25 protein-coding genes are annotated in these 26349 nt (G+C 45.1%); 8 read left to right on the top strand and 17 right to left on the bottom strand.

Going from position 1 to position 26349, the window contains the following annotated elements; translation table 11 throughout:
- The first annotated feature begins 110 nt into the window (after nt 1-110).
- The 5 genes from MKY99_RS03455 to MKY99_RS03435 all read left to right on the top strand — a co-directional run bounded on the left by MKY99_RS03455 (nt 111) and on the right by MKY99_RS03435 (nt 4130).
- Nucleotides 111-680, top strand: a complete 570-nt coding sequence (locus MKY99_RS03455; protein WP_042184792.1) for a hypothetical protein — start codon at nt 111-113, stop codon at nt 678-680.
- 105 nt (nt 681-785) lie between these two features.
- Nucleotides 786-2399 (top strand): phage/plasmid primase, P4 family, encoded by a 1614-nt coding sequence (locus tag MKY99_RS03450; RefSeq protein WP_052404142.1) that lies wholly within the window; start codon nt 786-788, stop codon nt 2397-2399.
- Between the two features lie 181 nt (nt 2400-2580).
- On the top strand, nt 2581-2826 hold the full coding sequence (locus tag MKY99_RS03445) for a helix-turn-helix domain-containing protein (protein WP_042184791.1): 246 nt from the start codon (nt 2581-2583) through the stop codon (nt 2824-2826).
- Nucleotides 2827-2923: 97 nt separating this feature from the next.
- Complete coding sequence (locus MKY99_RS03440; RefSeq protein WP_339268673.1) at nt 2924-3268, top strand: hypothetical protein; 345 nt, start codon at nt 2924-2926, stop codon at nt 3266-3268.
- A 187-nt stretch (nt 3269-3455) separates the two neighbouring features.
- Nucleotides 3456-4130 carry a site-specific integrase gene (locus tag MKY99_RS03435; protein ID WP_339268671.1) on the top strand — a complete coding sequence of 225 codons (675 nt, stop codon included), beginning with the start codon at nt 3456-3458 and terminating at the stop codon, nt 4128-4130.
- A gap of 505 nt (nt 4131-4635) precedes the next feature.
- Here MKY99_RS03435 and rlmD read toward each other — a convergent pair.
- The 4 genes from rlmD to MKY99_RS03415 form a co-directional block, all read right to left on the bottom strand.
- Nucleotides 4636-6108 (bottom strand): 23S rRNA (uracil(1939)-C(5))-methyltransferase RlmD, encoded by a 1473-nt coding sequence (gene rlmD / locus MKY99_RS03430; protein WP_042184785.1) that lies wholly within the window; start codon nt 6106-6108, stop codon nt 4636-4638.
- 90 nt (nt 6109-6198) lie between these two features.
- A complete protein-coding gene (locus MKY99_RS03425; protein ID WP_042184783.1) occupies nt 6199-7089 on the bottom strand; it encodes a diacylglycerol kinase in 891 nt (296 codons plus the stop codon).
- Nucleotides 7090-7318: 229 nt separating this feature from the next.
- Nucleotides 7319-8089: a CbiX/SirB N-terminal domain-containing protein gene (locus MKY99_RS03420; protein ID WP_339244740.1), complete on the bottom strand. Its 771-nt coding sequence runs from the start codon at nt 8087-8089 to the stop codon at nt 7319-7321.
- A 3-nt stretch (nt 8090-8092) separates the two neighbouring features.
- Nucleotides 8093-8383, bottom strand: a complete 291-nt coding sequence (locus MKY99_RS03415) for a YerC/YecD family TrpR-related protein (protein WP_019913624.1) — start codon at nt 8381-8383, stop codon at nt 8093-8095.
- A gap of 430 nt (nt 8384-8813) precedes the next feature.
- Between MKY99_RS03415 and MKY99_RS03410 the strand changes: the two genes are divergently transcribed.
- On the top strand, nt 8814-9383 hold the full coding sequence (locus MKY99_RS03410; RefSeq protein WP_076300204.1) for a hypothetical protein: 570 nt from the start codon (nt 8814-8816) through the stop codon (nt 9381-9383).
- 16 nt (nt 9384-9399) lie between these two features.
- On the opposite strand, the gene corA is transcribed toward MKY99_RS03410, so the two are convergent.
- The 7 genes from corA to MKY99_RS03375 form a co-directional block, all read right to left on the bottom strand.
- Nucleotides 9400-10359: a magnesium/cobalt transporter CorA gene (corA, locus tag MKY99_RS03405; protein ID WP_042184779.1), complete on the bottom strand. Its 960-nt coding sequence runs from the start codon at nt 10357-10359 to the stop codon at nt 9400-9402.
- Nucleotides 10360-11290: 931 nt separating this feature from the next.
- Nucleotides 11291-12283, bottom strand: a complete 993-nt coding sequence (locus tag MKY99_RS03400) for an inorganic phosphate transporter (RefSeq protein WP_042184776.1) — start codon at nt 12281-12283, stop codon at nt 11291-11293.
- Between the two features lie 13 nt (nt 12284-12296).
- Nucleotides 12297-12914 (bottom strand): DUF47 family protein, encoded by a 618-nt coding sequence (locus MKY99_RS03395; RefSeq protein ID WP_042184774.1) that lies wholly within the window; start codon nt 12912-12914, stop codon nt 12297-12299.
- A gap of 202 nt (nt 12915-13116) precedes the next feature.
- On the bottom strand, nt 13117-14214 hold the full coding sequence (locus tag MKY99_RS03390; RefSeq protein ID WP_042184772.1) for a DUF3048 domain-containing protein: 1098 nt from the start codon (nt 14212-14214) through the stop codon (nt 13117-13119).
- Between the two features lie 240 nt (nt 14215-14454).
- Nucleotides 14455-15231: a class III extradiol ring-cleavage dioxygenase gene (locus tag MKY99_RS03385; RefSeq protein ID WP_339268666.1), complete on the bottom strand. Its 777-nt coding sequence runs from the start codon at nt 15229-15231 to the stop codon at nt 14455-14457.
- 85 nt (nt 15232-15316) lie between these two features.
- A complete protein-coding gene (locus tag MKY99_RS03380; protein ID WP_042124053.1) occupies nt 15317-16147 on the bottom strand; it encodes an alpha/beta fold hydrolase in 831 nt (276 codons plus the stop codon).
- A gap of 235 nt (nt 16148-16382) precedes the next feature.
- Entirely contained in the window at nt 16383-16586 is a 204-nt protein-coding gene (locus MKY99_RS03375) for a hypothetical protein (protein WP_042184766.1), read from the bottom strand.
- 183 nt (nt 16587-16769) lie between these two features.
- Here MKY99_RS03375 and MKY99_RS03370 point away from each other — a divergent pair, with 183 nt between their 5' ends.
- Both MKY99_RS03370 and MKY99_RS03365 read left to right on the top strand, forming a co-directional pair.
- Complete coding sequence (locus tag MKY99_RS03370; RefSeq protein ID WP_076286938.1) at nt 16770-17432, top strand: DUF1129 family protein; 663 nt, start codon at nt 16770-16772, stop codon at nt 17430-17432.
- Nucleotides 17433-17479: 47 nt separating this feature from the next.
- Nucleotides 17480-18421: a hypothetical protein gene (locus MKY99_RS03365; RefSeq protein WP_339268664.1), complete on the top strand. Its 942-nt coding sequence runs from the start codon at nt 17480-17482 to the stop codon at nt 18419-18421.
- Nucleotides 18422-18507: 86 nt separating this feature from the next.
- Here MKY99_RS03365 and ilvA read toward each other — a convergent pair whose 3' ends face one another.
- The 6 genes from ilvA to purM form a co-directional block, all read right to left on the bottom strand.
- The gene (gene ilvA, locus MKY99_RS03360) at nt 18508-19770 is read right to left on the bottom strand and encodes a threonine ammonia-lyase IlvA (RefSeq protein WP_339268661.1); all 1263 of its coding nucleotides are present in this window, start codon (nt 19768-19770) and stop codon (nt 18508-18510) included.
- A 294-nt stretch (nt 19771-20064) separates the two neighbouring features.
- Complete coding sequence (locus MKY99_RS03355; protein ID WP_076286939.1) at nt 20065-21360, bottom strand: SEC-C metal-binding domain-containing protein; 1296 nt, start codon at nt 21358-21360, stop codon at nt 20065-20067.
- 286 nt (nt 21361-21646) lie between these two features.
- On the bottom strand, nt 21647-22912 hold the full coding sequence (gene purD, locus MKY99_RS03350; protein WP_339268659.1) for a phosphoribosylamine--glycine ligase: 1266 nt from the start codon (nt 22910-22912) through the stop codon (nt 21647-21649).
- 23 nt (nt 22913-22935) lie between these two features.
- A complete protein-coding gene (purH, locus tag MKY99_RS03345; RefSeq protein ID WP_149647565.1) occupies nt 22936-24483 on the bottom strand; it encodes a bifunctional phosphoribosylaminoimidazolecarboxamide formyltransferase/IMP cyclohydrolase in 1548 nt (515 codons plus the stop codon).
- Between the two features lie 161 nt (nt 24484-24644).
- Complete coding sequence (gene purN, locus MKY99_RS03340; RefSeq protein WP_076286942.1) at nt 24645-25262, bottom strand: phosphoribosylglycinamide formyltransferase; 618 nt, start codon at nt 25260-25262, stop codon at nt 24645-24647.
- Nucleotides 25262-26302 (bottom strand): phosphoribosylformylglycinamidine cyclo-ligase, encoded by a 1041-nt coding sequence (gene purM, locus MKY99_RS03335; protein ID WP_339268656.1) that lies wholly within the window; start codon nt 26300-26302, stop codon nt 25262-25264. The genes purN and purM overlap by 1 nt, the downstream gene beginning before the upstream one ends.
- Between the last annotated feature and the right edge of the window lie 47 nt (nt 26303-26349).

Below are 26349 nucleotides of genomic sequence, written 5' to 3'. Positions count from 1 at the left end.
ACGTATTCCTAGAAAAACTAATTGGGTTATCGGAAGTTTCAAGGATGTCTATTGAAGTATGATCATTCACAGAGGCGCTTCACAATAAATCGTCATAAGGAGAAACACGAATGATCACAAAAACATTACTTAGTAGTATGACTGAAAAGGAAAGTAAGCTAGCTTATCAACAGATCAAAAAGAAAAAAGATATCCAACTTTTAGCCAGTAATGGGATAGAATCTGGAGTTTTCATCGATGATACGACACTTGACCCGTTCAATCTATTTATTGGGTTTGCAAGTAATCAAGGTAAAGTTTGCAAAGGTCAATATGGTAAAAAGTGCTTTTTATTCCCTTCAGGTAACTCTTCCGATTTAACAAGAATATGGATCGACTGCAGGGAGCAAGATGACATTAAGTTTCATATTAATAGCAGCGGTCAGTATTACGAGCTTTCCAATGATAATGAGGAACATGACGACAAATTACTAATAGTTCTTCTTCATTGCCCTGATTTTATTCAGTTTTCATTATATGATGGGAGTTTACCAATCCAAAAGATCAGTCATTTATTCACTACTTCAAGTCAAGCGAGTGAAAAAATAAAAACAATTGCACACAGTATATTGAACCAGCAATTTCCAGGGTTATCTCAGTACCTACACCAATTGGAAGGTGAAGTATATGAGGACCAATAAAAAAAAGTCAATCAACAAAGAAATATTACCGATGATGTTGATGCTTATGTAGTAGCACTCAATACACTTAATGTTGGAAGACTAGATAGAGCGACCCTAGAATCAATGGATACCGAATTAATCGACAATGACTATGCTCAATCTGAAAATGGTATTTTCAGCAAATCATATATTGAATCACATTCCATTAATATTGATGAAATTGATATCGCCCCTGCTCCCACGCAGAGCCAGTTAAATCAAGAATACTACGAGAAACACAACGAGTCGATTAATGACTCTGTCATTGAGTTGAACAAGACCCCATTAGTACTGACTGGTAGCGAAATCGAACCAGAAGAGAATAACGTCGTGTCACGGATACCCTTTGACGTTCAAGTAAAATTGGCTTTTCTTGAAAAAAGAACAGTACGTTGCTGTGGTTCTAGTGTGTTCCTCTACAAAGACGAGTTTGGCTGCTATGAAGAACAAACCGAATCCAGTCTTCATGTCGCAATTCGTGGCAGTTTAAGTCATGAGATGGATTTGAAACTAAACAAGCACAAGATTTCAGATGTTGTCCATCGCATAATAAGTAGTCCTGATCTTCAAGTGAATCACGACGAGTTCGACAATCACAATAATTTAATCAATTTCAAGAACGGCGTGTATAACATAAACACTAAAACTACACTTCACCACTGTTCTTCATATTTATTTACTAGCTATATCGATGCTGAATACGGGGAACCTCCTTCCCGTATTCGGATCAATCGTATGTATTCGAATAGCGGATTAGCAAGTCAGGGTTATTACTTCAAAAAGTTTTTAGATGATTGCACAGATGGCGACCCGCTAAAGAAGAAGTCGCTACAACAATTAACCGGATATATCATCAGCAATGAATGGCGGGCTAAGAAATTCTTTGTGCTTATTGGTCTGCCCCATACAGGAAAAAGTGTTTGGTTAGCATTGTGGCGTTCATTAATTGGCCCAAAGCACACCACTGCCATGTCCCTAAAGCAGCTGGGAGAAACCCGATTTATGACAGCTGAGTTGTTTAAGTCAAAACTAAATATTAGCGCAGAGATGGATGAGAACGGGTCTATAAAGGCTACTGACGTAATTAAGACGATAACCGGAGGTGACCTTCTCACTGCAGAAAAGAAGGGAAAGGACCCCTTTCAGTTTTATGGTAAAACAAAACTCGTGGCAGCAGGTAACCACATGCCTTTCCTGAATAAAATCGATGGAACTTCAGCTTTTACTGATCGAATCCTATTTTTGATGTTCAACAATACCATCCCTGAGGAGAAAAGGGATAAGTCATTAATGGATAAGCTGATTAATGAGAAAACGTATATCGTTGAATGGGCTATAGAAGGCTTGCTCGAACTGATGGAAGACAATCTAATCTTCACAGAGAGTGAGGAAGCATATGCCTTTAAGCAACGCTATATTAATGAGTTGAATAACGTCTCAGAATTTGTCAAAGATCGTTGCTATGTCGATCTAGTCGATGAAGAATGCAAGGTGCATCGCAAAGTGATATATCCATCATATAAGCAATACTGTCGTGATAACGGATTCAAAGCACTCAGTAAGCAAGAATTTTTCGTTGAGATCTTAAAAATGAATGTAAAGCAAGGGAAATTGAGGATTAATGGATCAACGCCATTACAAGGGTATCGCGGCATACGGCTCATGACTGGCACTGAACAAAAATTACTTAAAGCATAGTCAGTTTTAATGGCTACGTTGGCTACATCGGCTTTAAACCCTGATTTTAAAGGGTTTATAGAAGATTTACTGTAGATTCGGTTAGCCACAGTAAAGCTACTATAGGCTACACGATAAGTCACCAAAATAAAATATACATTTTGTTCCAGAAAAATCTAATTAAAAGGAGATTGATATACGGATGGATACAGTAATAAAAACAACAACAGCGCCAGAATACATGGCTTCCCATACTAACCGTAACACCTTGACATTTGCAGAAGCATGGGACGAAGTTTTTGAACGTGCCATTTCAAAGGATAAGCTGTATGCCGAATGCAGAGCTGGACGCATCCCTCACATGAAAATCGGTTCCAAGCTACTTTTTAGACGCGCTACTTTAGAGGCTTGGATTAGTGAGCAAGAAACAGCAAACTTCAAATCTTGATCTTGTTCAGCCGGCTTAACATGAAATTAACATTTCTCGGTCTCTTGTGTAAACTGCAAGGGACCAACTTAATTCAAGGAATTGGAGGTTAAGAATTGTGGCTAGTATTGAGAAACGCGGAGTGAATTCCTGGAGATTAGTTGTGGAAGCAGGATATGATGCCGCTGGCAAACGGTTGAAGAGATATAAATCGATCAAGATTGACGACCCTGCATTACTAAAGACGACAAAACGCTTGAGGGACTATTTGAACGATGAATTAATAAAATTCAAGATCGAAGTAGAAGCAGGTGAATATATTGCGCCGGAAAAGATGACCTTCGAAGTATTTGTTCAGGAATGGGAATCCAAATATGCTCGCAAGCATCTGGCTGAAAAAACCTTATATATGTATCAATCCAACTTGAAAACTAGAATATTTACCAACTTTTGGACATTTTAAATTAGATCAAATCAAAACTATCCACATTGTAAGTTTTCTAGACTCATTAACCGCAGATGGTGCACGTAAAGGTTTTAGAAAAGGAAATTTATCTACAGGTTCGATTGAAATTAATCACCGGGTATTAAAAAATATATTTTCAAGAGCGGTCGAATGGAAACTACTCAAACAGAATCCAGTTTCAGGTGTGAAGAAGCCCACGGTTAATCACAAGGAAGTTATCCCCTACGACGAGCTGGAAGTTCAGCAATTACTTCATTTATTACAAGATGAACCTATTCATTGGCGAATTATGATAACTCTTGCTCTAACTACTGGACTTCGCCGTGGCGAGCTACTCGGGCTTGAATGGCACCACGTCGATTGGGAATCAGGGGTACTTAGCGTCACACAGAGCGTTTCCATGTCCCCTGCAGGTATTGCCCACGTAAAAGAACCTAAGACAAAATCATCAAAACGTAAAGTAGCCCTTCCAACTTCAATGTTAGAAGAATTAAAGGAATACTACTTATTCAAGCAAGGTGAACGTGATAAAATCGGTGATCTTTGGAATGGTGGAGAGTATAATTTTGTTTTCTGCCATCCAGACGGAAAAGCATTTCATCAAGAACGACCATACTTATGGTTTCGTGCCTTTCTTAAGAAAAATAAACTAAGGTATATCAAGTTTCATACTCTGAGACACACTAGCGCAACACTTCTAATCAATCAGGGTGTTCATGCAAAGATCATCTCTGAGCGACTTGGCCATGGAAATATCCAAGTCACCATGAACACATATGGGTTTGCGCTAAGTTCAGCCGACAAAGCCGCAGCTGAGAAATTTGATTCCATTTTAGACAAAAATCGAGGGCGTGCATAAAGCACGTTCTTCAATTTCCCCTAACCTAGCTATCCTTTTAAATAGAATCATATGTACTCTACTTGCACTTCAGAAAATTTCTCCCACTATTAATTCGAATGGTATAAAAATCGATTTTTTGTCAATAAAATTAAAATATAAATACTTGTTCAGAAAGGAAGAGATTAATATGAGTTTACCGAACTGGAGGTTACCTACAATGGGAGGGCTTATTTTCTGGAACACTCTTGATAAAAGAAAGGGATTCAAACTACAGCAAAACAAAAATACGGGACACTTTCGTATTTTAGACCCCTCAGAATATAGAATTGACTGGAGTTTTGACGAAGGTTCAATTCGAAATAGTTTTTACCAAATTACAGATTCCCGGTAATTATCCAAAGGAGTCATTCACCTAGGTGAATGACTCCTTTGGATAAAATTTTATTATTCATAACGACCACCAACTCTGCTAAATGCAGATCTAAACGAACGTCCCCACTTCGTCCCCAAACTCACTGAGTACTTATTCAAAACCCTTATAGATCAAGGAACAAACAGCTTCCACATGTACCGTATGCGGGAACATGTCCACCGGAGTCACCTCCACTGTCTTATACCCTCCATCTTCGAGCACCCGCAAGTCTCTTGCCAGTGTCGACGGATTACAAGACACATACACCACACGTTCCGGCTTCATCGCCAGAATCGTCTCCAAAAGTCGTGGATCGCAGCCCTTTCGCGGAGGATCGACCACGATAATATCCGCCGTAATCCCCTGCTCTTTCCAGTTAGGGATCACATCCTCAGATGCACCTACCTCAAACACTACATTATCCATACCATTCAAAGTGGCATTCGCCCGAGCATCCTCAATCGCTTCACGTACGATTTCTACACCGTAGACCTGCTTAGCATGCTGCGCAAGGAACAATGAAATCGTCCCGATACCGCAATAAGCATCTATAACAGTCTCGTTTCCCGTAAGTCCTGCATATTCCACCGTCTTACCGTAAAGAACTTCAGTTTGAGCCGGGTTAACCTGATAAAAAGAACGGGCAGAAATCGCGAATTTCACATCGCCGATATAATCGTAAATAACATCGTTCCCCCAAAGGGTACGCGTTGTATCACCGAAGATTACGTTCGTCTGTTTAGTATTCACGTTCTGGCAGATGCTTGTAACAGCTGGGATTTCACGACGAATCTCAGTGATCCATTCGTCCAGATGTGGGATACGTTCGCCATTAGTGACGAGTACGAGCATCATCTCACCAGTACGGAAGGCTTTCTTCACTACGACATGACGCAGTAAGCCTTTGCCGGATTCTTCGTCGTAAGCAGTAATGCCGCGCTTCCGTCCGATTTCTTTCACCTTCCGCACAACGTCATCGTTATCTTCATGCTGAATCAGGCATGTTTCCATATCGATGATCCGGTGGCTTCCTCTCGCGTAAAAGCCGCCCACAAGGCCGCCTTCTGTTACGCCAATCGGCACCTGAGCCTTGTTGCGATAACGCCAAGGCTCGTCCATGCCCAGTGTTGGGCGGACGAGAATGCCCGCTGCCTGATCCGTTCCAGCGTCTCTGCCACCACCACTCACCCGGAGCTTCCCAATCCGCTCCAGGTTGTCCACCACCAGCTGCCGTTTCCACGCCAGCTGTGCCGCATAGTCCATATGCTGCAGCTGACAGCCGCCGCATTGGTCATAGATCTCGCAAGGCGCCGCGATGCGGGCGCTGCTCGCTTCTACTAAATTCAGCAGCTTGGCGTAGCCATACTGCTTCTTGGTCTTGAGCACCTTTGCCCGGACCTTCTCTCCGGGAAGAGCTCCCTGCACAAAAAGGGTAAAGCCTTCTACGCGGCCTACCCCTTCACCTTCATGGGTCATGCCGATAATATCGAGCATAACCTCATCATTTTTATTCACAGGCAGTCCGGCGACAGGCGCCTTGCCGACTGGGCGGCTGGTGCTGCGTCCACTGCGGTGTTTACTCATTATTTATAGTTCACTTCTTTCATTATCATCGCTGTATAAACCCAATTATCATAACTATATATCCCACAATCATCTACAATCGCTCTTAGCTTAGTTATTTTCAGCAAAAATCCGCAAATGCTGTGGCAAAATCCGGAATCGCCCTGGCAATTCTCCACCCAGTTCGCCGTCCAAGTTCAATTGGACATGTCCTGGAGAGATTACATCCATCGCATCCGTACGGAAATAAATAACCTTCTTATCATTCAAATGCTCGCCGCGAAGAGCCAATCTGACCAAACGGACAAACTCTGCCAGGTTACATTTTTTAACCGCTATAACGTCTAACAGACCGTCATCGATCCGAGCGCCGGGAGCAAGCTTTTCGAAGCCGCCAACAGAATTCGTATTTGCAATCAGGAACAGCATAAACTCATCATGAATAACTTCCTGCCCATTGGCACGAATGATTAGTTCCTGAGGAGATAGGCTGACCATTTTTTCAATACCTTTTAAATAGTACGCAAGCTGCCCAATCATGGTCTTCAGCTTACTAGGAACTTCATATGTCAGTTCGGTTAGACTACCGCCGCCTGCTATATTAATAAAATAACGGTCATTTGCCTTACCGATATCAATCGGACGTGTCTCTTGGCGAATGATCAGATCACAGGAATCTTCCCAGTTCTTCGGGATCCCCATTGCGCGTGCAAAATCATTGGTAGTACCAAGCGGCAAAACGCCGAGCGGGGGAAGATTAGGCTTCTCCGCCATACCATTAATAACCTCATTTAAAGTGCCATCGCCACCGGCTGCTATGATCAAATCATAACCGCGTTCTACTGCATCTGCAGCAGCTAGCATAGCATCGCCTTCTCCGGTTGTTGCATGGCAGGTAGCTTCAATGCCACCAATATCCAGCCGGTCCAAAATATCGGCGAGCCGCTTCTTCATTTCTTCCCGTCCAGAAGTGGGATTATAAATCAATCTCGCAGTTTTCATTACCGGAACGCCACCTGTTTTTAAAATAGAATAACCTAATTGATTATACCTAATTCGGACCACTACAATCAATGTTAAAGGCCCTTTCATGCAAATATTCCATTATACAGCAATTAATGACACTGAGTTTAGAGAAAAACAACTATTTATATGTGTATGCAACGAATCCCGTATTATCCACGGATGTGGGCACTTTTTTTATGATTAAGTGTGCTCAAGGGTAGGTACTTTATCGTTTCATTCGAATCTGTTCGAGGAGTGTCTCTACCTGTCTCTCAATCCAATGCGGAAGAAGGGGGTGGGGCAGAAGCGTTTGACCAGAATACTTATAGGTTAACCCTTTAAGTCTGTTAGGAACCACATGCTTAGTAAAATAGCCTTCACTCAAAAAAAGCGGCGCCACCAGAACCTCGTGACCCTGCTCCTGCCAATACTCTACCTTGCTTCTTACACTATCTGGACTCAGCAGACCATAGTCGGCCGCCGCTACGCCACTTACCTCACGTACACGTCCCGCCAGCGAAGATATGCCTTGCTGCCAGCGCTGACGGAAGCCATCATATACACTGCCATGACCCACAAGCAAAATCGTCTCTCGCTTCGGTTCCGTAGACAGCTCACGTAGCTTGTCCCAGATCATTACAGCGATGTCCGGATCATCGTCGATAGGATAACCGTAGTGAACTTTAGCCTTCACTGAGAACAGCGCTAAATCCGTCTCACGTTCAGGCTCAGGTTTGGCGCCAAGTGCATATTCTATCTCATCGACATGTGTGCTTCCTGAGGAAACGAACAATGGGATCACAATAATATCTGTGATCCCTGCGTGTTCCAGCTCATTTATTCCATCTTGAATCAGACGGCCCTCTACCAGCTCTAAAAAAGAGACCACAACAGGAATCTCTTCACCTAGCGATAATCCGCTTACGGCTTCCTCTACGATTGAAACCCAAGCCTTATCGCGAGAACCATGACTGATAATAAGTACGCCCGGTACCATAAATTAGCGTCCCAAACGTTCCAGCGTTAATTTATATCCGTCATTGCCATAGTTCAGGCAACGTTTTACACGGGAAATCGTAGCTGTACTTGCACCCGTCTCTGCTTCGATCTGGTTGTAGGTGGAGCCTTTGCCGAGCATACGCGCTACTTCCAGTCGCTGCGACAGCGATTGAATCTCGTTCACAGTGCACAAATCATCAAAGAACACGTAACATTCTTCCATATTTTTTAACGTTAAAATAGCTTCAAATAATTGGTCGATACTTTTATCATTCAACTTCTTAAGTTGCATCAGCTTTTCATCCCCTAAAAGTTCTATCAGCATTAGTTTCTCTAATTAAGCTCCGTACAAAACTAGCTCCGGAAACATAAACCTCATGCGACTATCCTGCCTTTACTATATTGCACTGGAGCGCATTTTTCAAGCATTAACGATTTCACGCTGTAAAGAGTGAAATCGATGGACAAACGTCCACCCGTGGCGCACACTCAATATGTATCAAACTACGTTTGTTTCTTCCTACATAAGAAATAGCACCTACACTATAGTACTACATAAGCGCTGAAAATCAAGCATGTACACGCTTTTTTCACTTCTTAAGGACGATTATAGGCATTCGCCCTTTTCCGCTCCTATCACGGGTAACCCGGGCATTCGTCTATACCGTATGTTCGCCCATGACATACAGTATAGCAAACCACTAACAAAGGAATGTGATATTATGCCTGATCATTACTATAATCATTCCCGCCGGAACCAGCGTTCACTGACCGATACTTATAATGCATCTGCTTACCCCGGGCTCAGTCCATATGCGCCTTCATCCCCCCCAGGAGAGAGCGGAATCCTTCCCGCTTTAGGAGCAGAAGCTGCCACTGAAACAGCTCTAGCGCTTCCTGCTGCTGAAGCTACAACAAAGGCAAGCGGCGGGCTTGCCGGATTGCTTAGCGGCTTAGGCGGTTTAGGCGGCGGGGGCGGAATCGGCGGGAATATGGAGCAAATCAAAGGTATCATCGACCGAATGGGCGGTATCGACGGGATCGTAAACTCCATGGGTAAAGTGCAGAAGGTGATGTCCGGCTTCCAGCAGATGGCTCCGATGGTTAAGCTCTTCATGGGTAGCTTCGGCAAAGGAAAAGGAGCAGCAGGCGCACTGGCAGCCGAAGAGGATGCCGCAATGTTCAGTCCGAGTCGGCGCAAAAAAAGACGCTCCACCTCTGGGCGTCGTAAATCTACTACAACCACACGCCGGCGCTCTACTCCCTCTACCGGAAAACGTCGCCGCAAATAGCGGTGACGTTTTATTTTTACTTAAACCATCCACTACGCCGGAACCATCTGAACATGCTAACACCCACCACCAGCATAAACAGCAGAACGCCAAAATACCCATACTTCCATTCGAGTTCAGGCATCACTACAAAGTTCATCCCATAAATTCCGGCGATCAGCGTCAGCGGCATGAATACTGTGGTGATTACTGTTAGTGTTTTCATGATCGAATTCATCCGGTTGGAGTTAAGAGAAATGTAGCTATCACGTAGATCCGCAGTCATTTCTCGATCCGCCTCAATCATATCGGACAGCTTTAACAAATGGTCATAGATATCGCCAAAATAAATCCGTTCCTCACCGTTGCTCTGGACATGCTGCGAATTCACAATCCGGTACATCAAATCGCGCATCGGAACAATCGTCCGCCGCATCTTGAGCAGCCTTCCGCGCACATTAAACACTTGGCTCATCAAATCCTCCACCGACTCACTGCCGCCATTGCTCTCCAGATCCGCAAGCTCGTCCTCTAAACTGTAGAGGCATGGAAAATACTTATCTACCAGCTTGTCCATTACAGTATATGCAGCCGCCATCGGACCACCCGACCAGCCTTTACGACTATGTATTTCACGCTTCACCTGCTCCCAAGCTTCATTCATCTCTGTTTTTTCCTGATGATGATAGGACACGAGGTAATTCGCACTCAAAAAAAGGTCAATCTCTTCAGCATCCAGCGTCTCTTCATTCAGCGCATGCAGCACAAAAAACTGCACTTCCTCATAATGATCCAGCTTCGGCCGCTGTAGCACATGCATACAGTCCTCAATCGCCAAAGGGTGAAAATGAAAATAGTGATCCAGCAGCAGCGTCTCTTCTGCCGTAGGTGTAGCAAAATCTGCCCATATCCATGCATAATCCTCCCGCCGGATATCCTGCAAAGGTATGTCTGTCAACACCTCACCTGTATGCGTCACCGCAAGTGTACGTATCATAAATGTTCCTCCGCTTCATCTTCTTCCACGCATCTATTGTACCGCAAGAAGTGGAGTCTTCCAAAAATAACAAAAAAAGAATCTCAGCCGAGAAGTCGTAGCTCTGAGGTTCCATTATTCTATAACGTCCCATTCCGGAAAGGATGGAATACCCTTTAGTAAGTTTCGTTCATCCTCTTCTCCCTCTGATCATTCGGCTCATAGTGTATATAACGATGCTCCTCAGATGGCGGGGATAGAATGGATAGAGTAGATAGGTTGGGTTGGGTTGGGTTGGGTTGGGTTGGGTTGGGTTGGGTTGTCACCGTATTTAATTTAATCAAATCGTATCAAGTGATTTGTTTAAGGATTAGTTAGTTTAAATTCTAACCGCCGCCTAGATTCGACAGATGCACAAATAGCTACGCCCAGACATAAGCTCATAAGTACCTTATCCAAGCTTTAACCACTCTCGGTTGTACGAGCTAGACCCTGCAAATCTTGGGCACTTATACCCCTCTTTTTGCTTATACGACGTTATTTCGCCAATTCTAGGGTATTTATGCCCCTCTTTTTGCTTTTTCGTCGCTATTTCGCCAATTCTGGGGTATTTATACCCCTCTTTATGCTTTTTCGAGGCTATTTCACCAATTCTGGGGTATAAATGTCCCTCTTTCCCCTTCTTCGACGCTATTTTGCCATTTCTGGGGTATTTATGCCCCTCTTTTTGCTTTTTTGACGTAACTTATCTATTTCTACGGGATTTATACCGCTCTTTCCCCTCCAATCGCCGAATCCCGTCAATTCTACGGGACTTATACCGCTCTTTCCCCTCCAATCGCCGAATCCCGTCAATTCTACGGGACTTATACCGCTCTCCCCCGCACCACCCAAACAACAAAAAAAGATGTCCGCAGCCAAAGGCTAACTGACATCTTTTTATTAAAGGGATTTAAAAAATGATTTTGAAAATCAGACCGGCTAATACCGCACTGATTGGAATCGTAATAAACCAGGTAACTACAATACGTCCAGCTACTCCCCATTTCACGGCAGAGAAGCGTTTCGCAGAGCCAACACCCAGGATCGCTGAAGTGATAGCATGTGTGGAGCTGACTGGCAAATGAAGCAGTGTTGCCGAGAAAATAACGGAAGCCGCGGAAATATCAGCCGCGAAGCCGTTGATCGGCTCGATTTTGAAAATCTTCGTACCCATGGTCTTGATAATCTTCCAACCACCAATGGAGGTACCGAGTGCCATAGCCGTAGCCGCAGCAACCTTAACCCATAGAGGGATTACATCCATAGTCTCTTGGCGTCCTGATGTAACGAGCGCAAAGGTAATGATCCCCATCGCCTTCTGCGCATCATTCGTACCATGAGTAAACGACTGTAATGCCGCCGTCACAACCTGCATGGAGCGGAAGCCCTTATTAACCGTATGTGGACTACGCTTTGCAAAAATCCATTTCAGGACTGTCATGATGATATAACCGATAACAAATGCAATAATTGGCGAGAAGATCAAGCCCTCGACAATTTCCACAAATCCGCCCCAGTTAATATGCGACGAACCTGCACCCACATATACTGCACCAGCCAAAGCGCCGATCAGTGCATGAGAGGAGGAGGACGGAATTCCGAGCCACCAGGTGATCAAATTCCAAATAATCGCAGCAATCAGCGTGGCTATTATGATATCCAGACCATTTTCCAGCAACGTGGGGTCTGTGATACTTCCGCCAATTTTCTTAGCTACACCTGTAAACATCAAAGCTCCGACAAAGTTCATCAGTGCCGCCATAATAATAGCTGTTCGAGGTTTTAACGCACGTGTAGAGACAGAGGTAGCAATCGCGTTGGCCGTATCATGGAAACCATTAATAAAGTCAAACGCAAGCGCGAGAAATATAACAATTCCAAGAATCCATATCGATGTTTCCATATTCTAGTACCCCTTATGAGTTGCGCATGATGATCGATTCCAACATGTTGGCTACATCTTCACATTTATCTGTAGTGGTCTCGAGTCGCTCATATAATTCCTTGCGCTTAATCAGCTCAATCGGGTCCTTAACGGTTTCAAATAGAGCTTTGGTACAAATACGAAGGACTTCGTCCCCTTGATTCTCAAGGTCATTCAAACGGATCGTATATTCACGAATGGCCAGCAGCTTCTTCTGGGAAAGCAAATGAACCGCTTTTTGGATTTCATAAGCACACTGACGAAGGATTTCGGCAAATTGTACAATGTATTCATCCGGGTCAAGAAGGTTGTACATATAGAAACGTGAGGCAGATGCCTCCAAGCCATCAATGACATCATCCATGCTTGTAATCAAGTCCATAATGTCGTCACGCTCAAGTGGCGTAATGAACGTCTTGTTCAATTCCTTAATTACGGTGTGCGTGTAAGTATCACATTGGGATTCGTACTTCTTCATCTCTGCAGCGAAACTATCGACATTATTCTGGAGATCAGTGATATTCTGAGCAAAATAATCTGCAGCTTGGACAATGGTATCCGCCATATTTTCCAGCGTCTCAAAGAATATGTCCTTTTTTCTCAACTTCATTGTTTTAAACCCCTTTACATAATATTACCGTGAGTACAGAGTCACCCATATGTAAAAAGCATGAAAATGAATGACAACCCTTGTTATCTTAACATATCCGTAGAAGGTATAGAAGCTATAGAAATGAACTTTTTTACACTCTATTAACACTTACCCATAATTCCGAACACAAATCTGTATAACACTGGATATTCCGACTTTCTTAGGTTGCACTATCTGCTCCGCCGTATACCACATGACTGCTAAATGAAGGTGAATTAGGGACAACCAAAATATGGGTGATTCCTGGATACATTAGCTCTTCTTTACCATCCTTCACAAACCGAATCACATCACCTGGCTCACGCGACCATCTGCCTTTTGTGACCTGTCCTCTCTGAAAGAGCAACGCTTCTCCACCAAGCTCCACATCAACCTGAAGTCTTCCAACATCATCAAGTACTTTATGATCGGAACCCATCACCATCACATTTGCAGCTTCTACTGGCTTATTGTTATTCAGATCCAAATGTGGTTTACCATTCACGTAACGCTGATAGGTCTGGAGCTGAGTATCGTATTTATAGTCAATTTTATAGCTTTTAAGCAAGAAGTTTACGCTAAACTCAGCGGCCTGTTCTCCGCCTGTCGGTATGTAATCTGGATTGTTAAAAAGATACCCTGGCACCTTCACACTTTTGTCATAACCCAGCTTCTCGGCACCTTCCCGCAGCTTCGCTGCATTACTGTAGAGATTATGAGGGGCTTTACGTGCTTTGTCCCGCCAGAAATAGGCTCCGGCACGACCGATTTCGTCCATATCTGCTTTTTTCTCTTTTTGCAAAATAGCATAAGCCGCGGGGCTCCCCCCGGCATGCACTGTCACACCACCATAGCTCTCGCCAATATCGAGCAGATAAGGGCGAATACTGCGAATCGGTCCGATTTTGACCACTCCGGTATGACTTTGAAAAATACCAATTAACCGCGTAATGCCACCTTCAGCAAGGACCTCATATAAAATATCCGCTTCACTCACCCCCGATTGTGGCCGGGCCGCTGGAGCATTATTAATCATAACAGCTAAGGGACGCGGGAGACTGTTTTCAGAAACGGGAAGACCTGTTAATCCCGAAACAAGTTCAGCAGATGGATCTGCAGTAGGCGATGGCTGGATCGTTTCAATAGGCGCGGGATCTGCTGTAGGTTGCTGTGTCGGGGCAATTACATTATTTGCACTCTCTGTACCGCAAGCGGAGAGCAATAGGGTACTTAGTACAAGGGCAGATAATAGACGGGAAGAAGAGCAGTTTACTTTCATAAGCTTGTAGTTCCTCCTAAACGTTTTATGTATCTTAACTGGTTTCTTCCATTTAATCACAGCCAGTCCCATTTGTCTTGATCCGCTTGCATCAAGTGTAATCGACTTCAGCGTCCTTATTAGGACGATATACGTTTAAGCGAGAAATATAAATAATGCATAGCGTAAAACTTTACTTTCTTATATTTAAAAAAAGGGCACAGCCGATCTCCGGCTGTACCCTACGTGTATCTTATCCATTTAGTCTAGCTTCCAGCAATTGAGGCTTAATGTCCCATATTGATACGCTTGAAATATTCGCTCTGCCTTCCTGCTGCCATCCGCTGTTCCCATCGCATAAAAGAGAGGTGCGAAATGCTCTCTTCCGTAAGATGGAACCGCATCACGAACATGCGGAGCTGTTTTCTCATAAGCAAACAGTGAAGGTAAATCCCAAGATTCTAACCCCTTGGCAATCCACGCATCGAATTCAAGCGCCCACTCTTCAGGCTGATCACTTTCATTAAGCATCCGCAAATTGTGAACAAGTCCACCGCTTCCTATCAGCAGTATGCCTTCGTCACGCAGAGGGGCTAACATCCGCCCGATATTGTACTGTTCCTTCGGAGAACGTAGTGAATCGACGGATAAAGCGACTACCGGAATATCGGCTTTCGGAAACATTTTTTTCAGTATTACCCAGACTCCGTGATCGAGTCCTCGCCCCAGAACGGGCTGATGTGAAAGATTGTTACCCTTAAAGAGCTCGGAAATCCGCTTGGTTAGAGCTGGATCGCCTGGGGCTGGATAGGTCAGCGTATACATTTCTTCAGGGAATCCGTAGAAGTCGTGTTGTGTTTCGTGCTTCTCATCCATGGTGAGTAGCTGTTCTGGGCTATCCCAGTGCGCTGAGAATACTACTATACCCCGTGGTGCTTCTAGTTCTTGACCAAGCCGCTCCAGAAAACGGGTATACTCGTTATCCTCCAGTGCGAGGAGCGGAGAACCGTGCGCGATAAAAAATGACGGTAATTTCATAGGATGCCAACCTCCATAACCCAGTATATGGTGTGCATCTTTATTTTACCGCTAATTTCAAGTTATTGCGAGTAAAGTCCATCACCTATATCATCCAATTTTGCCATTCTGTCTGCACATGCTCCTGCTCGTTCATCCACTCTCTTGTCCGCTTAAGCAGCTGCTGCTGTGCTGGACCAGACGAAAAGGTATGATCACCTTGAAAAATGATCTCTTTATCGCATCGTCCCTCAGGACGCGTCCAGAATAATTTCTGGTAAAGGAATGCATAATCCACGGGGATGACATCGTCAGACGTACCATGAATGACGAGCACATCACCGCTGAATTTACTAGCCTCTTGGAAAGGCTGGAAGGCCGCCAAAGAATTGAAATATACCGGTGTGAACGAGTAGCCCACGTAATCCGCTGATCCATTCTTCACCGAACGGTCATACGCCTCCCGCCCTACGATCTTCACAATATCATTGAAGGGATAACCCACGGAGGCCCACAGCACGAGATTCTTCACGCGGCGATCACGAATACTTGTCAGAAGCGCAACCGCTCCACCCAGACTATGGCCAATAAGCGTCACACGCTGTGGATCCACATCGGCAGAGCTAATTCCGTAATCGAGCACCGCTCTAGTCTGAGCGATCATCGACTCCATATCCTCCCCGCCGTAATTACCGCTGCTCTCTCCGCAGCCCGCATAGTCAAATCGAATGACCATATACCCATCTTGCGCCAGCTCACGAGCTGCTTTGACAAATATCCGATCGACTCCAATCCGGTTACCCACAAATCCATGGCAGATTACAGCTAATGGCAATCTGTCCTTGCAACGTGTGGAAGTTCCCTTCTCTTTACTCGGATAATGGATGCTCGCTGTCAATTCTTCGCCGTTATGCCGAATTACAATATTCCGTTCCATTGCCGTAACCTCCTATATTTAATCATTATTTTAATTTATTAGAATTCCGATTAACTTAGTGTGAATTATATTCTTATTATAAAGATTTCGTTCATATTGTCAACAGAAACGGGACAGATCTTAGTAATTTGCAAGAGCAAATTCGGAGTATAAACCGGAACGTCAAACAGCCAGTCTCCAAAATAATGAAGACTGGCTGTTTTTCAATCGTATGATGAGCTTCTAGGGTCGTCAATCAATCATAGCTGTCGTTAAACATCTCATGGGTCTCTTGACTGCCTTCCCAATCCTTAAGCGCACCCTCTGTTGCTGGTTCTTCTGTGGAATTCCACATGCTGAATCCATCAGAGCCGCCCCAATCCCCCATTGAATGATTGGGCGTAGGCTCGAAACCGTTGCCCATGACACTGTCCTGTTCTTTCTTGTTCTCATGTTCCATAAAGCTCCCAACCTTTCCCAAAGCTATATTGATCAAGCAACAACATTATCAGTGTTCACTCTTATAAAAGGATTATGCATAGGAAAATAGAAATGCTTGTCCTTGCGCTGACCTGTCAGGCAAACGTATACTCTAGGTTAAAGACTATACCGATTAACACTACTGGAGGTTTACATCCCTATTATGAAAGTGAAAGATATGATTAAGGAAAATAACGCCCTGCGCGAGCAGATGACGCCTTTCAATCGATCCTATTTTGAAGATATGATCCTGACGATGCGGGCCAGTAGGGTAGAGGCTCTCCGCGCTGAAGAACTTTTACTGGATGCAGCCAAGCTGCTTCTGAAAGAACAAAAAAAAGGTAAAAACGCTAAACAGGTGTTTGGCGAGAATCCGGATGATTATTTTAAAGAGATCATAGACAGCGTTCCCACACGCTCAGCACGCAGCAAATGGAACTATTACTTGATGATTCCCTGCGCGGCTCTAACCTGTTTGTTCGGGATCTTTGCTATAGGTGGACTCTTCTTGCAATGGACTAACGGATCACCTGGGATGTTCGGAGAGATTAGCCTCTTCACCCTCTTCGCTGTTGGGGCAGGTTCCATTATCTTGATCGAACTTATTATGAAATGGTTAACCTCCTTGTCTGAGGGGGATGCACCTAAAGCCAAGCCCTTTGATATCAAGGGCCTTGGCGTCTATATCGGAATCGCCGTAGTTGCCGTATTCATTGGCTTGTACCTCGACCGATTGTTTCCGGTCATTACTTTATCCCCGTGGGTAAGCTTAATTGTTTCCCTGATTGGGGCAATTGGACTAAAGTTTATATTTTTTAGAAAATAAAAGTCATGCTCCACCCATATTTCATCCGATAGACAGGGGGAACTTTCATGAATAAGAAGCAATATATTCTCTATTCTGTTCTAGCAGTAACATTGGGACTAGGCACGGTACCTATAGGAACGATTCAAGCTGAAGGCGCTGCCAGCCCTCCTGTGGGAGGCACTAAGGCAAATGCTTTGACAGCAAACAATAATCATGCGGAGGCTATCTATAAAGCAGCATTGCCGCTGTTGTCTTCCTCTAACAAGTTACCCGAAGCTATTAAATATTTGAACGCCAATATGTATGCGGTAGGTTCGTATCGTGCCACGATAATGACACTGAAGCTTGAGAATTTGCACAAGGCGGCGCTTCCGGCGTGGGAGAGCAAATTCAGTACCAGCAATGTCCAGCGGAAGCTCACCGCCATCTATAAAGCTGGCGCAAGTATGAAGACCCTTGCTGATGCCACAGAAGATCTAACTCTGCGCACACTGCTGAAGAGTGCCAGCGAAAATGGATATAAACTGGAGACCGCGGAAGGCACTTTTTTCCCGGTGATCGATTATGAGGCTTACCGCAAATATAAACTTTATGTCACTGACGATATCAGCGCGTATCTATCCATTATGGCTACGGAGTCTGATCTGCCCTCCTCCAAGGATAACGGGCTGGTCATTGGTTGGACCGATGTAGCTGCGCGAGCACTATCTCAAGAGCAATTTATTCTAAATTATCCGAAATCGAACCGAATTTCAGCCGTGAAATCCTTATATTCTACCTATGTTAACAATACGTTTTACGGCCAGAATAACACGCCCCTTTTCCATTATGACAATCTTGAAATGGACTTGGAGGCGCAGAAAGCCTACTCTAGCATTCTCACCAAGAATAAAGACAACAGCCCATTCCTGCAGAAACTAGATGGCTTCATGAAATTGATGAAGGACAAAGATTATAAATTAACAGATGAAGTCGAACAATACCGTAAGACTGAATTACCTCTCTAGTATGATATACAAAAGGCCCGTCCCCATTCATTCTGGGACGGGCCTTTCTATGTTCATTAACGAAATGATTAAAGTGATGAAAGAAATTAAATAAGGATGTTAAAGAGATTGGAATCCTTATTGATTTCTACATAATCTACACCCTTCTGCTGCATCCGTTCGATAAGTGGTTCATAAGCTTCAATGGACAATAGCTCTATGCCTACAAGCGCGGGACCATTCTCTTTATCATGCTTCTTGATGTACTCGAAACGGGTAATATCATCCTCTGGGCCGAGGATTTCGTCCAAGAACTCACGCAGGGCACCTGCCCGTTGTGGGAAGTTCACCATGAAGTAGTGCTTTAAGCCTTCGTAAATCAGTGACCGCTCCTTGATCTCTTGCATACGGTCTATATCGTTGTTACCCCCACTAATGATACAGACGACCGTCTTCCCGCGGATTTGATCGCGGTATTGATCAAGTGCTGCGATAGGTAAGGATCCCGCTGGCTCAACCACTATAGCATTCTCGTTATACAGCTCCAGAATGGTGGTACAAGCCTTGCCTTCAGGCACCATCACGATGTCATCCAGATGCCGGGAACATATATCATAAGTCAGTCCGCCAACGCGCTTTACAGCCGCTCCGTCCACGAACTTGTTAATTTCTTTTAGCGTTACCACTTCTCCAAGCTTGATCGCTTCAGTCATTGAAGCAGCACCAAGCGGTTCCACACCAATCAACTTAGTAGATGGACTCACCGTCTTCACATAAGTGGCTATTCCTGCTGCCAAACCGCCCCCACCAATCGTTACAAACATAAAATCCGCAGGGTGATCCAGGTTCTCCATCACTTCCATCGCTATCGTTCCATTGCCTGCAATAATTCTCGGCTCATCAAACGGGTGGATCAACGTCATACCATGGTCTATACAAGCTTGCAGCGCTTCATCATAAGCATCATCGAAGGTATCGCCCTTCAGAATGACCTCAACAAACTCGCCACCGAACCGTCGAACTTGCTTAACCTTCTGATTAGGTGTTGTGCTTGGCATATAGACCTTGCCCTTAATCCCAAGTGCCTTACAGGAATAGGCTACACCTTGTGCGTGATTTCCTGCACTCGCGCAGACAATACCTTTGGCTCTATCTTCTGCAGATAGACTACGAATCATATTATAAGCTCCGCGGATTTTAAAAGAACGGACAATCTGCAAATCTTCGCGCTTCAAATATACATCGCATTCATACTTGGCCGATAGTACGGCGTCACGCTGTAGTGGAGTCCGGATAATGACCTCCCGCAGTACGTGATGAGCCCGTACGATATCTTCCATTCCTACGATTCGGTCTTCCTCTTCTCTCATAACCCTCTCGCCTCACTATCATCTATTCATTCTACTTCTTGTAAACATACTCTCCCAAAGACATTTTTTCAAGCATTGTCCGCTGTATGCAATACAATTATTGATGCAAATCTTATACTTTCTTATACATGCAAAAACGCCTTCATCGTCCCTATAAGGACGGTAAGCGTTTATGCGAGAAATATAAGGTAATTTATAACGTGAAACAAATAAATTCTTATATTTTAAAAAAAGAGACTACAGGAATCTCCCATAGCCTCTTTAAGTTCATGTCCGTCCAAGATCTGAATTCTACTAATCCTGTTGCTTCAGCATCCACTTCAGCAGATCAGGTAGGCTTGTCCACAAACGCGAGTGTACAATAACATATTCGATAGCTTCATTAGCGTCGCCCATTCCCACAAAATCCGGAAGGTTATGCGGCAATCTTTTGATCCCTAACAAATAATCCGGCACATGCTTGTTCACATTCCGCGCTACGCGATACAACATTTTCAGTTGGGAAGTAATCCCATTCTTCTTATATTCTAAGACCATCCGGTCGTAAGCTACTGTCGCCGCTGCATCATTGCCGAACTTTTCCAGCACCTTTTCTGTCTTCTTGAGCTTGTTGGTGTAGAGATACGCAGCCGTTAAAAGGTAACGCGCACCAGTGTTATCTTCAGGATTCAGCTCTAAAATGTGCTCAAGTACTTTTTGTGCTTCTTCTGCATTTCCGCTAAACCAACAAGAGTCGGCGTAGCTTTTGCAAATTCGAATGTATGGACGAGTCTCGTGGAGGTCCCAGAAATGTCCTTTGTTCTCAGCGAAAAAAGCTTCTCCAAGCTCACGTTCACCTGCATCCATCCCTGCTTTTAGAAAAGCACGAGCATCTGCTTCATTCTCTGCTTCCTCAGCCAAAATGAGATACGCATCCGGACTGTCCGGATAAACCTCTAATGCGGCTTCAGCTAACTGTATCCGGCGGTTGGATGAATTGGTTTGCATAGCCTTTTGTAATAGTGCTTGCTCCTGATCCTTCGGACTGCCTGAGATATTCAGCAAAAGTAATTCTTCTTCCGCACCACCCATGCCGTATTCCTCAATGTAATTGAGCATCTCTTTGACTTTTCTAGAGATGGTAGGCGTAGTAACCTCATGTTTGGTAGCAAGATCCGCTTGTGTTAGGGAGAAGCCATATTCTTCAGACAAAATAAATTCGATCGCCGCGCAGAAAGAGCCCATTTTCTTCACAGCAGGCTTAGTCTTACGGGAATAACCATTCCACAGAACTAGAGCTTCCCAAATAAGCTCTCTATCATAGCTTTCTCTCATGCTCTCAATAAGGTGCAGCGCCAGTTGTTCATGTGCGGGATGCTCCCAATTCAGATCACGTGACACTTTTTTTCTGAGCGTAGCAAGAGTTAGCTTCACTTCAGGTTGTGCTACGGGTTCCTGTTTCTCAGCCACAGTCTCGCTAGCTGCCGCTTCTTCCTTGTTTACAAGTTGCATAATGGACTCTACTGCAGAAGTTTCTTTACCAAGGCAGCATTTCTTATATTTTTTCCCGCTTCCGCAAGGACACATATCATTTCTTCCAATCTTACTCAAAACGAATTCCTCCTTAAATCTGTGAGTAGCCATTCGCCATAAGCGTATCGCTAGTATGCACTATAAGTATCATCATTTCCAGGCACGAGGCATCCTTTATAAGGTTACTTCACAAAGTCTGAAGGACTCCGATTTAAAAGGGCCTTCCCATGATCGGAAAGACCCTTATCTGTATATATCCGCACATTTTCCCCCGTACGTGTAGTATTATAGCACTTCTTCTATCACTTGTCAGTCCTTTTTTAGGACTTTAAGCGCAAAAAATGCTAGATACAGTTCTTTATCCTTATACCAAAGCTTTCATAGCGATGTCGCTGCGGCTTTGTTTTCCGGAAAAAGAAATTCCTTCGGCTCTAGCGTAAGCTGCAACACGAGCTTCAGCAATCGTAGCACCTAGGCCTACTACGCCTAGTACCCGACCACCATTCGTCACCCAGCTTCCATCTTCACCACGCGCCGTACCAGCATGGAAGATCAGCCCTCCTTGGCTGTCATCAAGACCTTCAATCGGTACACCCTTTGGATATGGGCCTGGATATCCTCCCGAAGCGAGAACTACGCATACAGCCGCTTCGTCGCTCCATTCAATGTCGATATCTGCAAGTCTACCCTCTGTGACCGCCAGAAAGATTTCTAGCAAGTCGCTCTTGAGTCTAGGCAACACGACCTGAGTCTCAGGATCACCGAAACGAGCATTAAACTCAATCGTCTTTGGTTTACCCTCAGGAGAAATCATCAGTCCCGCAAATAGTACACCGCTAAAGGGACGACCTTCATCCACCATAGCTTTTGCTGTCGGCTTAATGATGGTCTCGATCGCTTCTTGGATAATAGCCTCATCAATATGTGGTAAAGGCGAATAGGTACCCATTCCGCCGGTATTAGGACCTTTATCCCCATCAAAAACGGGCTTATGATCCTGGGCAGCAGCCATAGGACGTACCGTCTCTCCATCGACAAAAGCCAGAATCGACATTTCCTGTCCAGCTAGAAATTCCTCAATAACAACCTGAGCGCCTGCCTCACCGAATACCTTAGTGACCATAATATCAGCGAGTGCTTGCTCTGCTTCTTCCAACGAATAAGCAACCGTCACGCCTTTTCCTGCAGCCAGACCATCTGCCTTGATTACGATCGGAAGCGGCTGTTCCCGCAAATAAGTTAGCGCAGCTTCATAGTCGTCGAACTTCTCATAGGCTGCTGTCGGAATATTATATTTATGCAAAAGATCCTTCATAAAGGTTTTGCTGCCTTCGATCTCCGCTGCATTCTTGCGTGGGCCAAACACAGGAATATCCTGTGCTTCAAAAGCATCCACAATCCCAGCAGCGAGTGGATCATCTGGACCGATTACAACAAGACCTACTTCCTTCTCTTTCGCAAAAGCCGTCAGACGATCGAACTCAAATACTCCGATCGGCACACATTCGGCTAACTGCGCAATCCCGGCGTTGCCGGGTGCGCAATAGATTTTACCTGCCTTGGGGCTTTGGGATAGACTCCAAATCATCGCATGTTCCCGGCCGCCGCCGCCAACTACCAAAATATCCATCCGAATATGATCCTCCCAGTGCTCTAGTGTTTGAAATGACGGACGCCTGTGAAGACCATAGCAATACCATACTCATTAGCGACCTTAATCGACTCTTCGTCTTTAATGGATCCGCCTGGCTGAATCACTGCAGTGATTCCTGCTTTTGCTGCCATTTCAAGCGTATCGCCCATTGGGAAGAACGCGTCGGAAGCGAGTACGGCTCCCTTAGATTTTTCACCAGCTTGTTCGATTGCAATTTTAGCTGCACCAACGCGGTTCATCTGTCCTGCACCTACGCCAACAGTCATATCATCAGCAGCCAGCACAATCGCATTAGATTTCACATGCTTAACTACTTTCCATCCGAACAACAATTGTTTCAATTCTTCCTCGGTTGGTTTACGGTCCGTAACGACTTGTAGATCATCTGGATTCACAGAGTGCACATCGCTCTCCTGTACAACCATTCCTCCATCGATGGAGGTTACTACGAAGCTGCTCTTACGCGCACTAGCCGTACTAAGATTACCGATTTTAAGCAAACGGAGATTCTTTTTCTTCGTAAGAATTTCCAGTGCTTCTTCCGTAAAGCCTGGTGCCAACACGATTTCGAGGAAAATATCTTTCAGCAGGTTCGCTGTGTCTGCATCAATAATGCGGTTTGCTGCTACAATCCCACCAAAGATAGAAGTTGGATCTGCGTTGTAAGCTTTTTGATAAGCTTCGTATACACTTTGACCCACACCTACACCACAAGGGTTCATATGTTTAACCGCTACGACAGCAGGCTCTTCAAATTCTTTCACGATTTGCAGTGCTGCGTTAGCATCGTTGATATTGTTATAAGACAACTCTTTGCCGTGCAATTGTTCAGCCGCAGTGAGTGTATCCAGTGCCGCCAATGGCTTGCGATAGAACGCCGCTTTTTGATGCGGATTCTCGCCATAACGCAGATCCTGAATTTTCTCATAAGTCACGGTGTAGCGCTCTGGCAGAGGCTCGCCAGTAACGTTAGCCAAATAATCGGAAATCAAGGCATCGTAAGCCGCCGTATGACGGAACACTTTTGCCGCAAGACGTTTGCGTGTTTCTAGCGTTGTATCTCCACCTGCGCGAACCTCTTCAAGTACAGTAGCGTAGTCATTAGCATCCACCACTACACTGACAAAAGCATGGTTCTTCGCCGCAGAACGCAGCATCGTAGGTCCGCCGATATCGATATTCTCGATGGCTTCCTCGTAGGATACGTCAGGTTTTGCGATCGTTTCCGCGAACGGATACAGATTCACAACAACCAGATCGATGTAATCCAGACCAAGCTCCTTCATTTGACGCGTGTGCTCCTCATTATCACGAACCGCAAGCAATCCACTGTGTACAGCAGGGTGCAAGGTTTTGACACGTCCGTCCATGATTTCTGGGAATCCTGTCACATCGGAAATCCCGATAACTGGAACACCTTCTTTAGCCAAAAGCGTGCTTGTTCCACCTGTAGAGATAATTTCTACGCCTAATGCAGACAACTCGCGGCAAAAATCCACGATACCTTGTTTATCCGATACGCTGACTAGCGCTCTTTTGATACTCACTTTGAATAGTCCTCCTTCAGGTTGTACGTGCGATTTAATATGAAGAAAACCCACAACGCGACACATAACGCCGCTTATGCAATATTTCCCGAGAAATACCCTGAAACATCTCGGTCTGTCACCAAATGTCGATCCAAAACTTCGAATGGCTGCGGTGCAGCTTACTTTTCGCGGATAATCGTCTTTCTTCCACTCAGTTCCACTTTCCCGCTGGCAAAAGCGCCAACCACTTCGGGATACAGCTCATACTCAACCTTATGAATACGTTCTGCCAATGAATCGGCCGTGTCGTTATCCTGCAGGGCTACGCTGCGCTGAGCAATAACAGGCCCGGTATCCATACCTCCATCGACAAAATGCACAGTAACACCCGTCAGCTTCACGCCATAATCCAGCGCTTGTCCGATTGCATCTTTTCCTGCAAAAGCAGGCAGCAGCGATGGATGAATGTTAATAATTCGTCCAGCATACGGCGTTAAAAGCACTGGCGTAATAAGACGCATGTATCCTGCCAGCACAACCAGCCCGATTTCCCGCCGCTGAAGCTCTGCTACAATCTCTGCTTCGTAGAGTTCACGGCTGGCGAAGTCTTTTGGCCGCAGCAAGAGGGCGGGAATGCCCGCATCCTCCGCTCGCTTAGCTACAGGTGCCTCTGGCTTGTCGGATACAAGCAACTCAATATTGCCCTCACCAAGCAAGCCTGCTCTCTGTGCATCGATCAGTGCAGCAAAATTACTGCCTTGCCCAGAAGCAAAAACAGCGATTCGACTCCATTGCATCACACTTCAGCTCCAGTAAAGGTTACTTTGCGTTCCCCTTCTGTCACTTTACCAATGATAAAAGCCTCTTCTCCGCTCGATTTGAGCAGTTCAAGAGCACGTTCTCCATCAGCGCTACTTACTACCAGAACAAGTCCAATTCCCATATTAAAAGTAGTAAACATATCACGGTTGCTTACGTTTCCTTTGTTCTGCATCAATCCGAAGATCGGCAGAATCGGCCACGATCCGTAATTAATCTCCACATCTACACCGTCAGGCAATACGCGCGGGATATTCTCGATGAATCCGCCACCCGTAATATGTGCCATCCCTTTCACCGGAAGCTGCTCCAAGAGCGCCAGCAAAGGCTTCACATAAATCTTAGTTGGTGCAAGAAGTACATCCACAAGCGGAGCTCCAAGCTCCGGAAGCACATCATTCAGGCCATAGCCATCTTCCTCAAGCAAAAGCTTACGCACAAGTGAGAAGCCGTTGCTGTGCACGCCGCTAGAAGCTAAACCAATCACTGTGTCTCCAGCAGCGATGTTAGCGCCTGTTACCAGCTTCGCTTTGTCAGCAACGCCAACTGTGAATCCAGCGATATCATACTCACCCGCTGAATACATGCCCGGCATTTCAGCCGTTTCGCCGCCAATCAGCGCACAACCTGCTTGGTGACAGCCCTCTGCGATTCCTGCTACGATCGCTTCGATTTTCTCCGGTACGACTTTGTCGCAAGCCAGATAATCGAGGAAAAATAGCGGCTCCGCGCCTTGTACTACAATGTCGTTCACGCACATAGCTACAGCATCAATCCCAATCGTGTCATGGCGATCCGCAGCAAATGCGATCTTAAGCTTCGTGCCTACACCATCAGTTCCCGATACGAGCACTGGCTCTTCATATTTATCTTTATTGAGGCCAAACAGCGCTCCGAACCCACCAAGATCCGTCATTACTTCTGGACGGTAAGTACGTTTTACGTGCTTTTTCATGCGTTCTACCGCTTCATTACCAGCCGCAATATCCACTCCGGCGTTTTTATAAGCTTCCGACACTTGGGACACCTCATCTTTTAATAGTTTAGAGCGCGTTTGGGCGCATT

Origin of the sequence: Paenibacillus sp. FSL R5-0470 (assembly GCF_037975205.1) — a bacterium.
GTDB lineage: Bacteria > Bacillota > Bacilli > Paenibacillales > Paenibacillaceae > Paenibacillus_AQ.
This window is presented reverse-complemented; position numbering and strand designations above follow the sequence as displayed.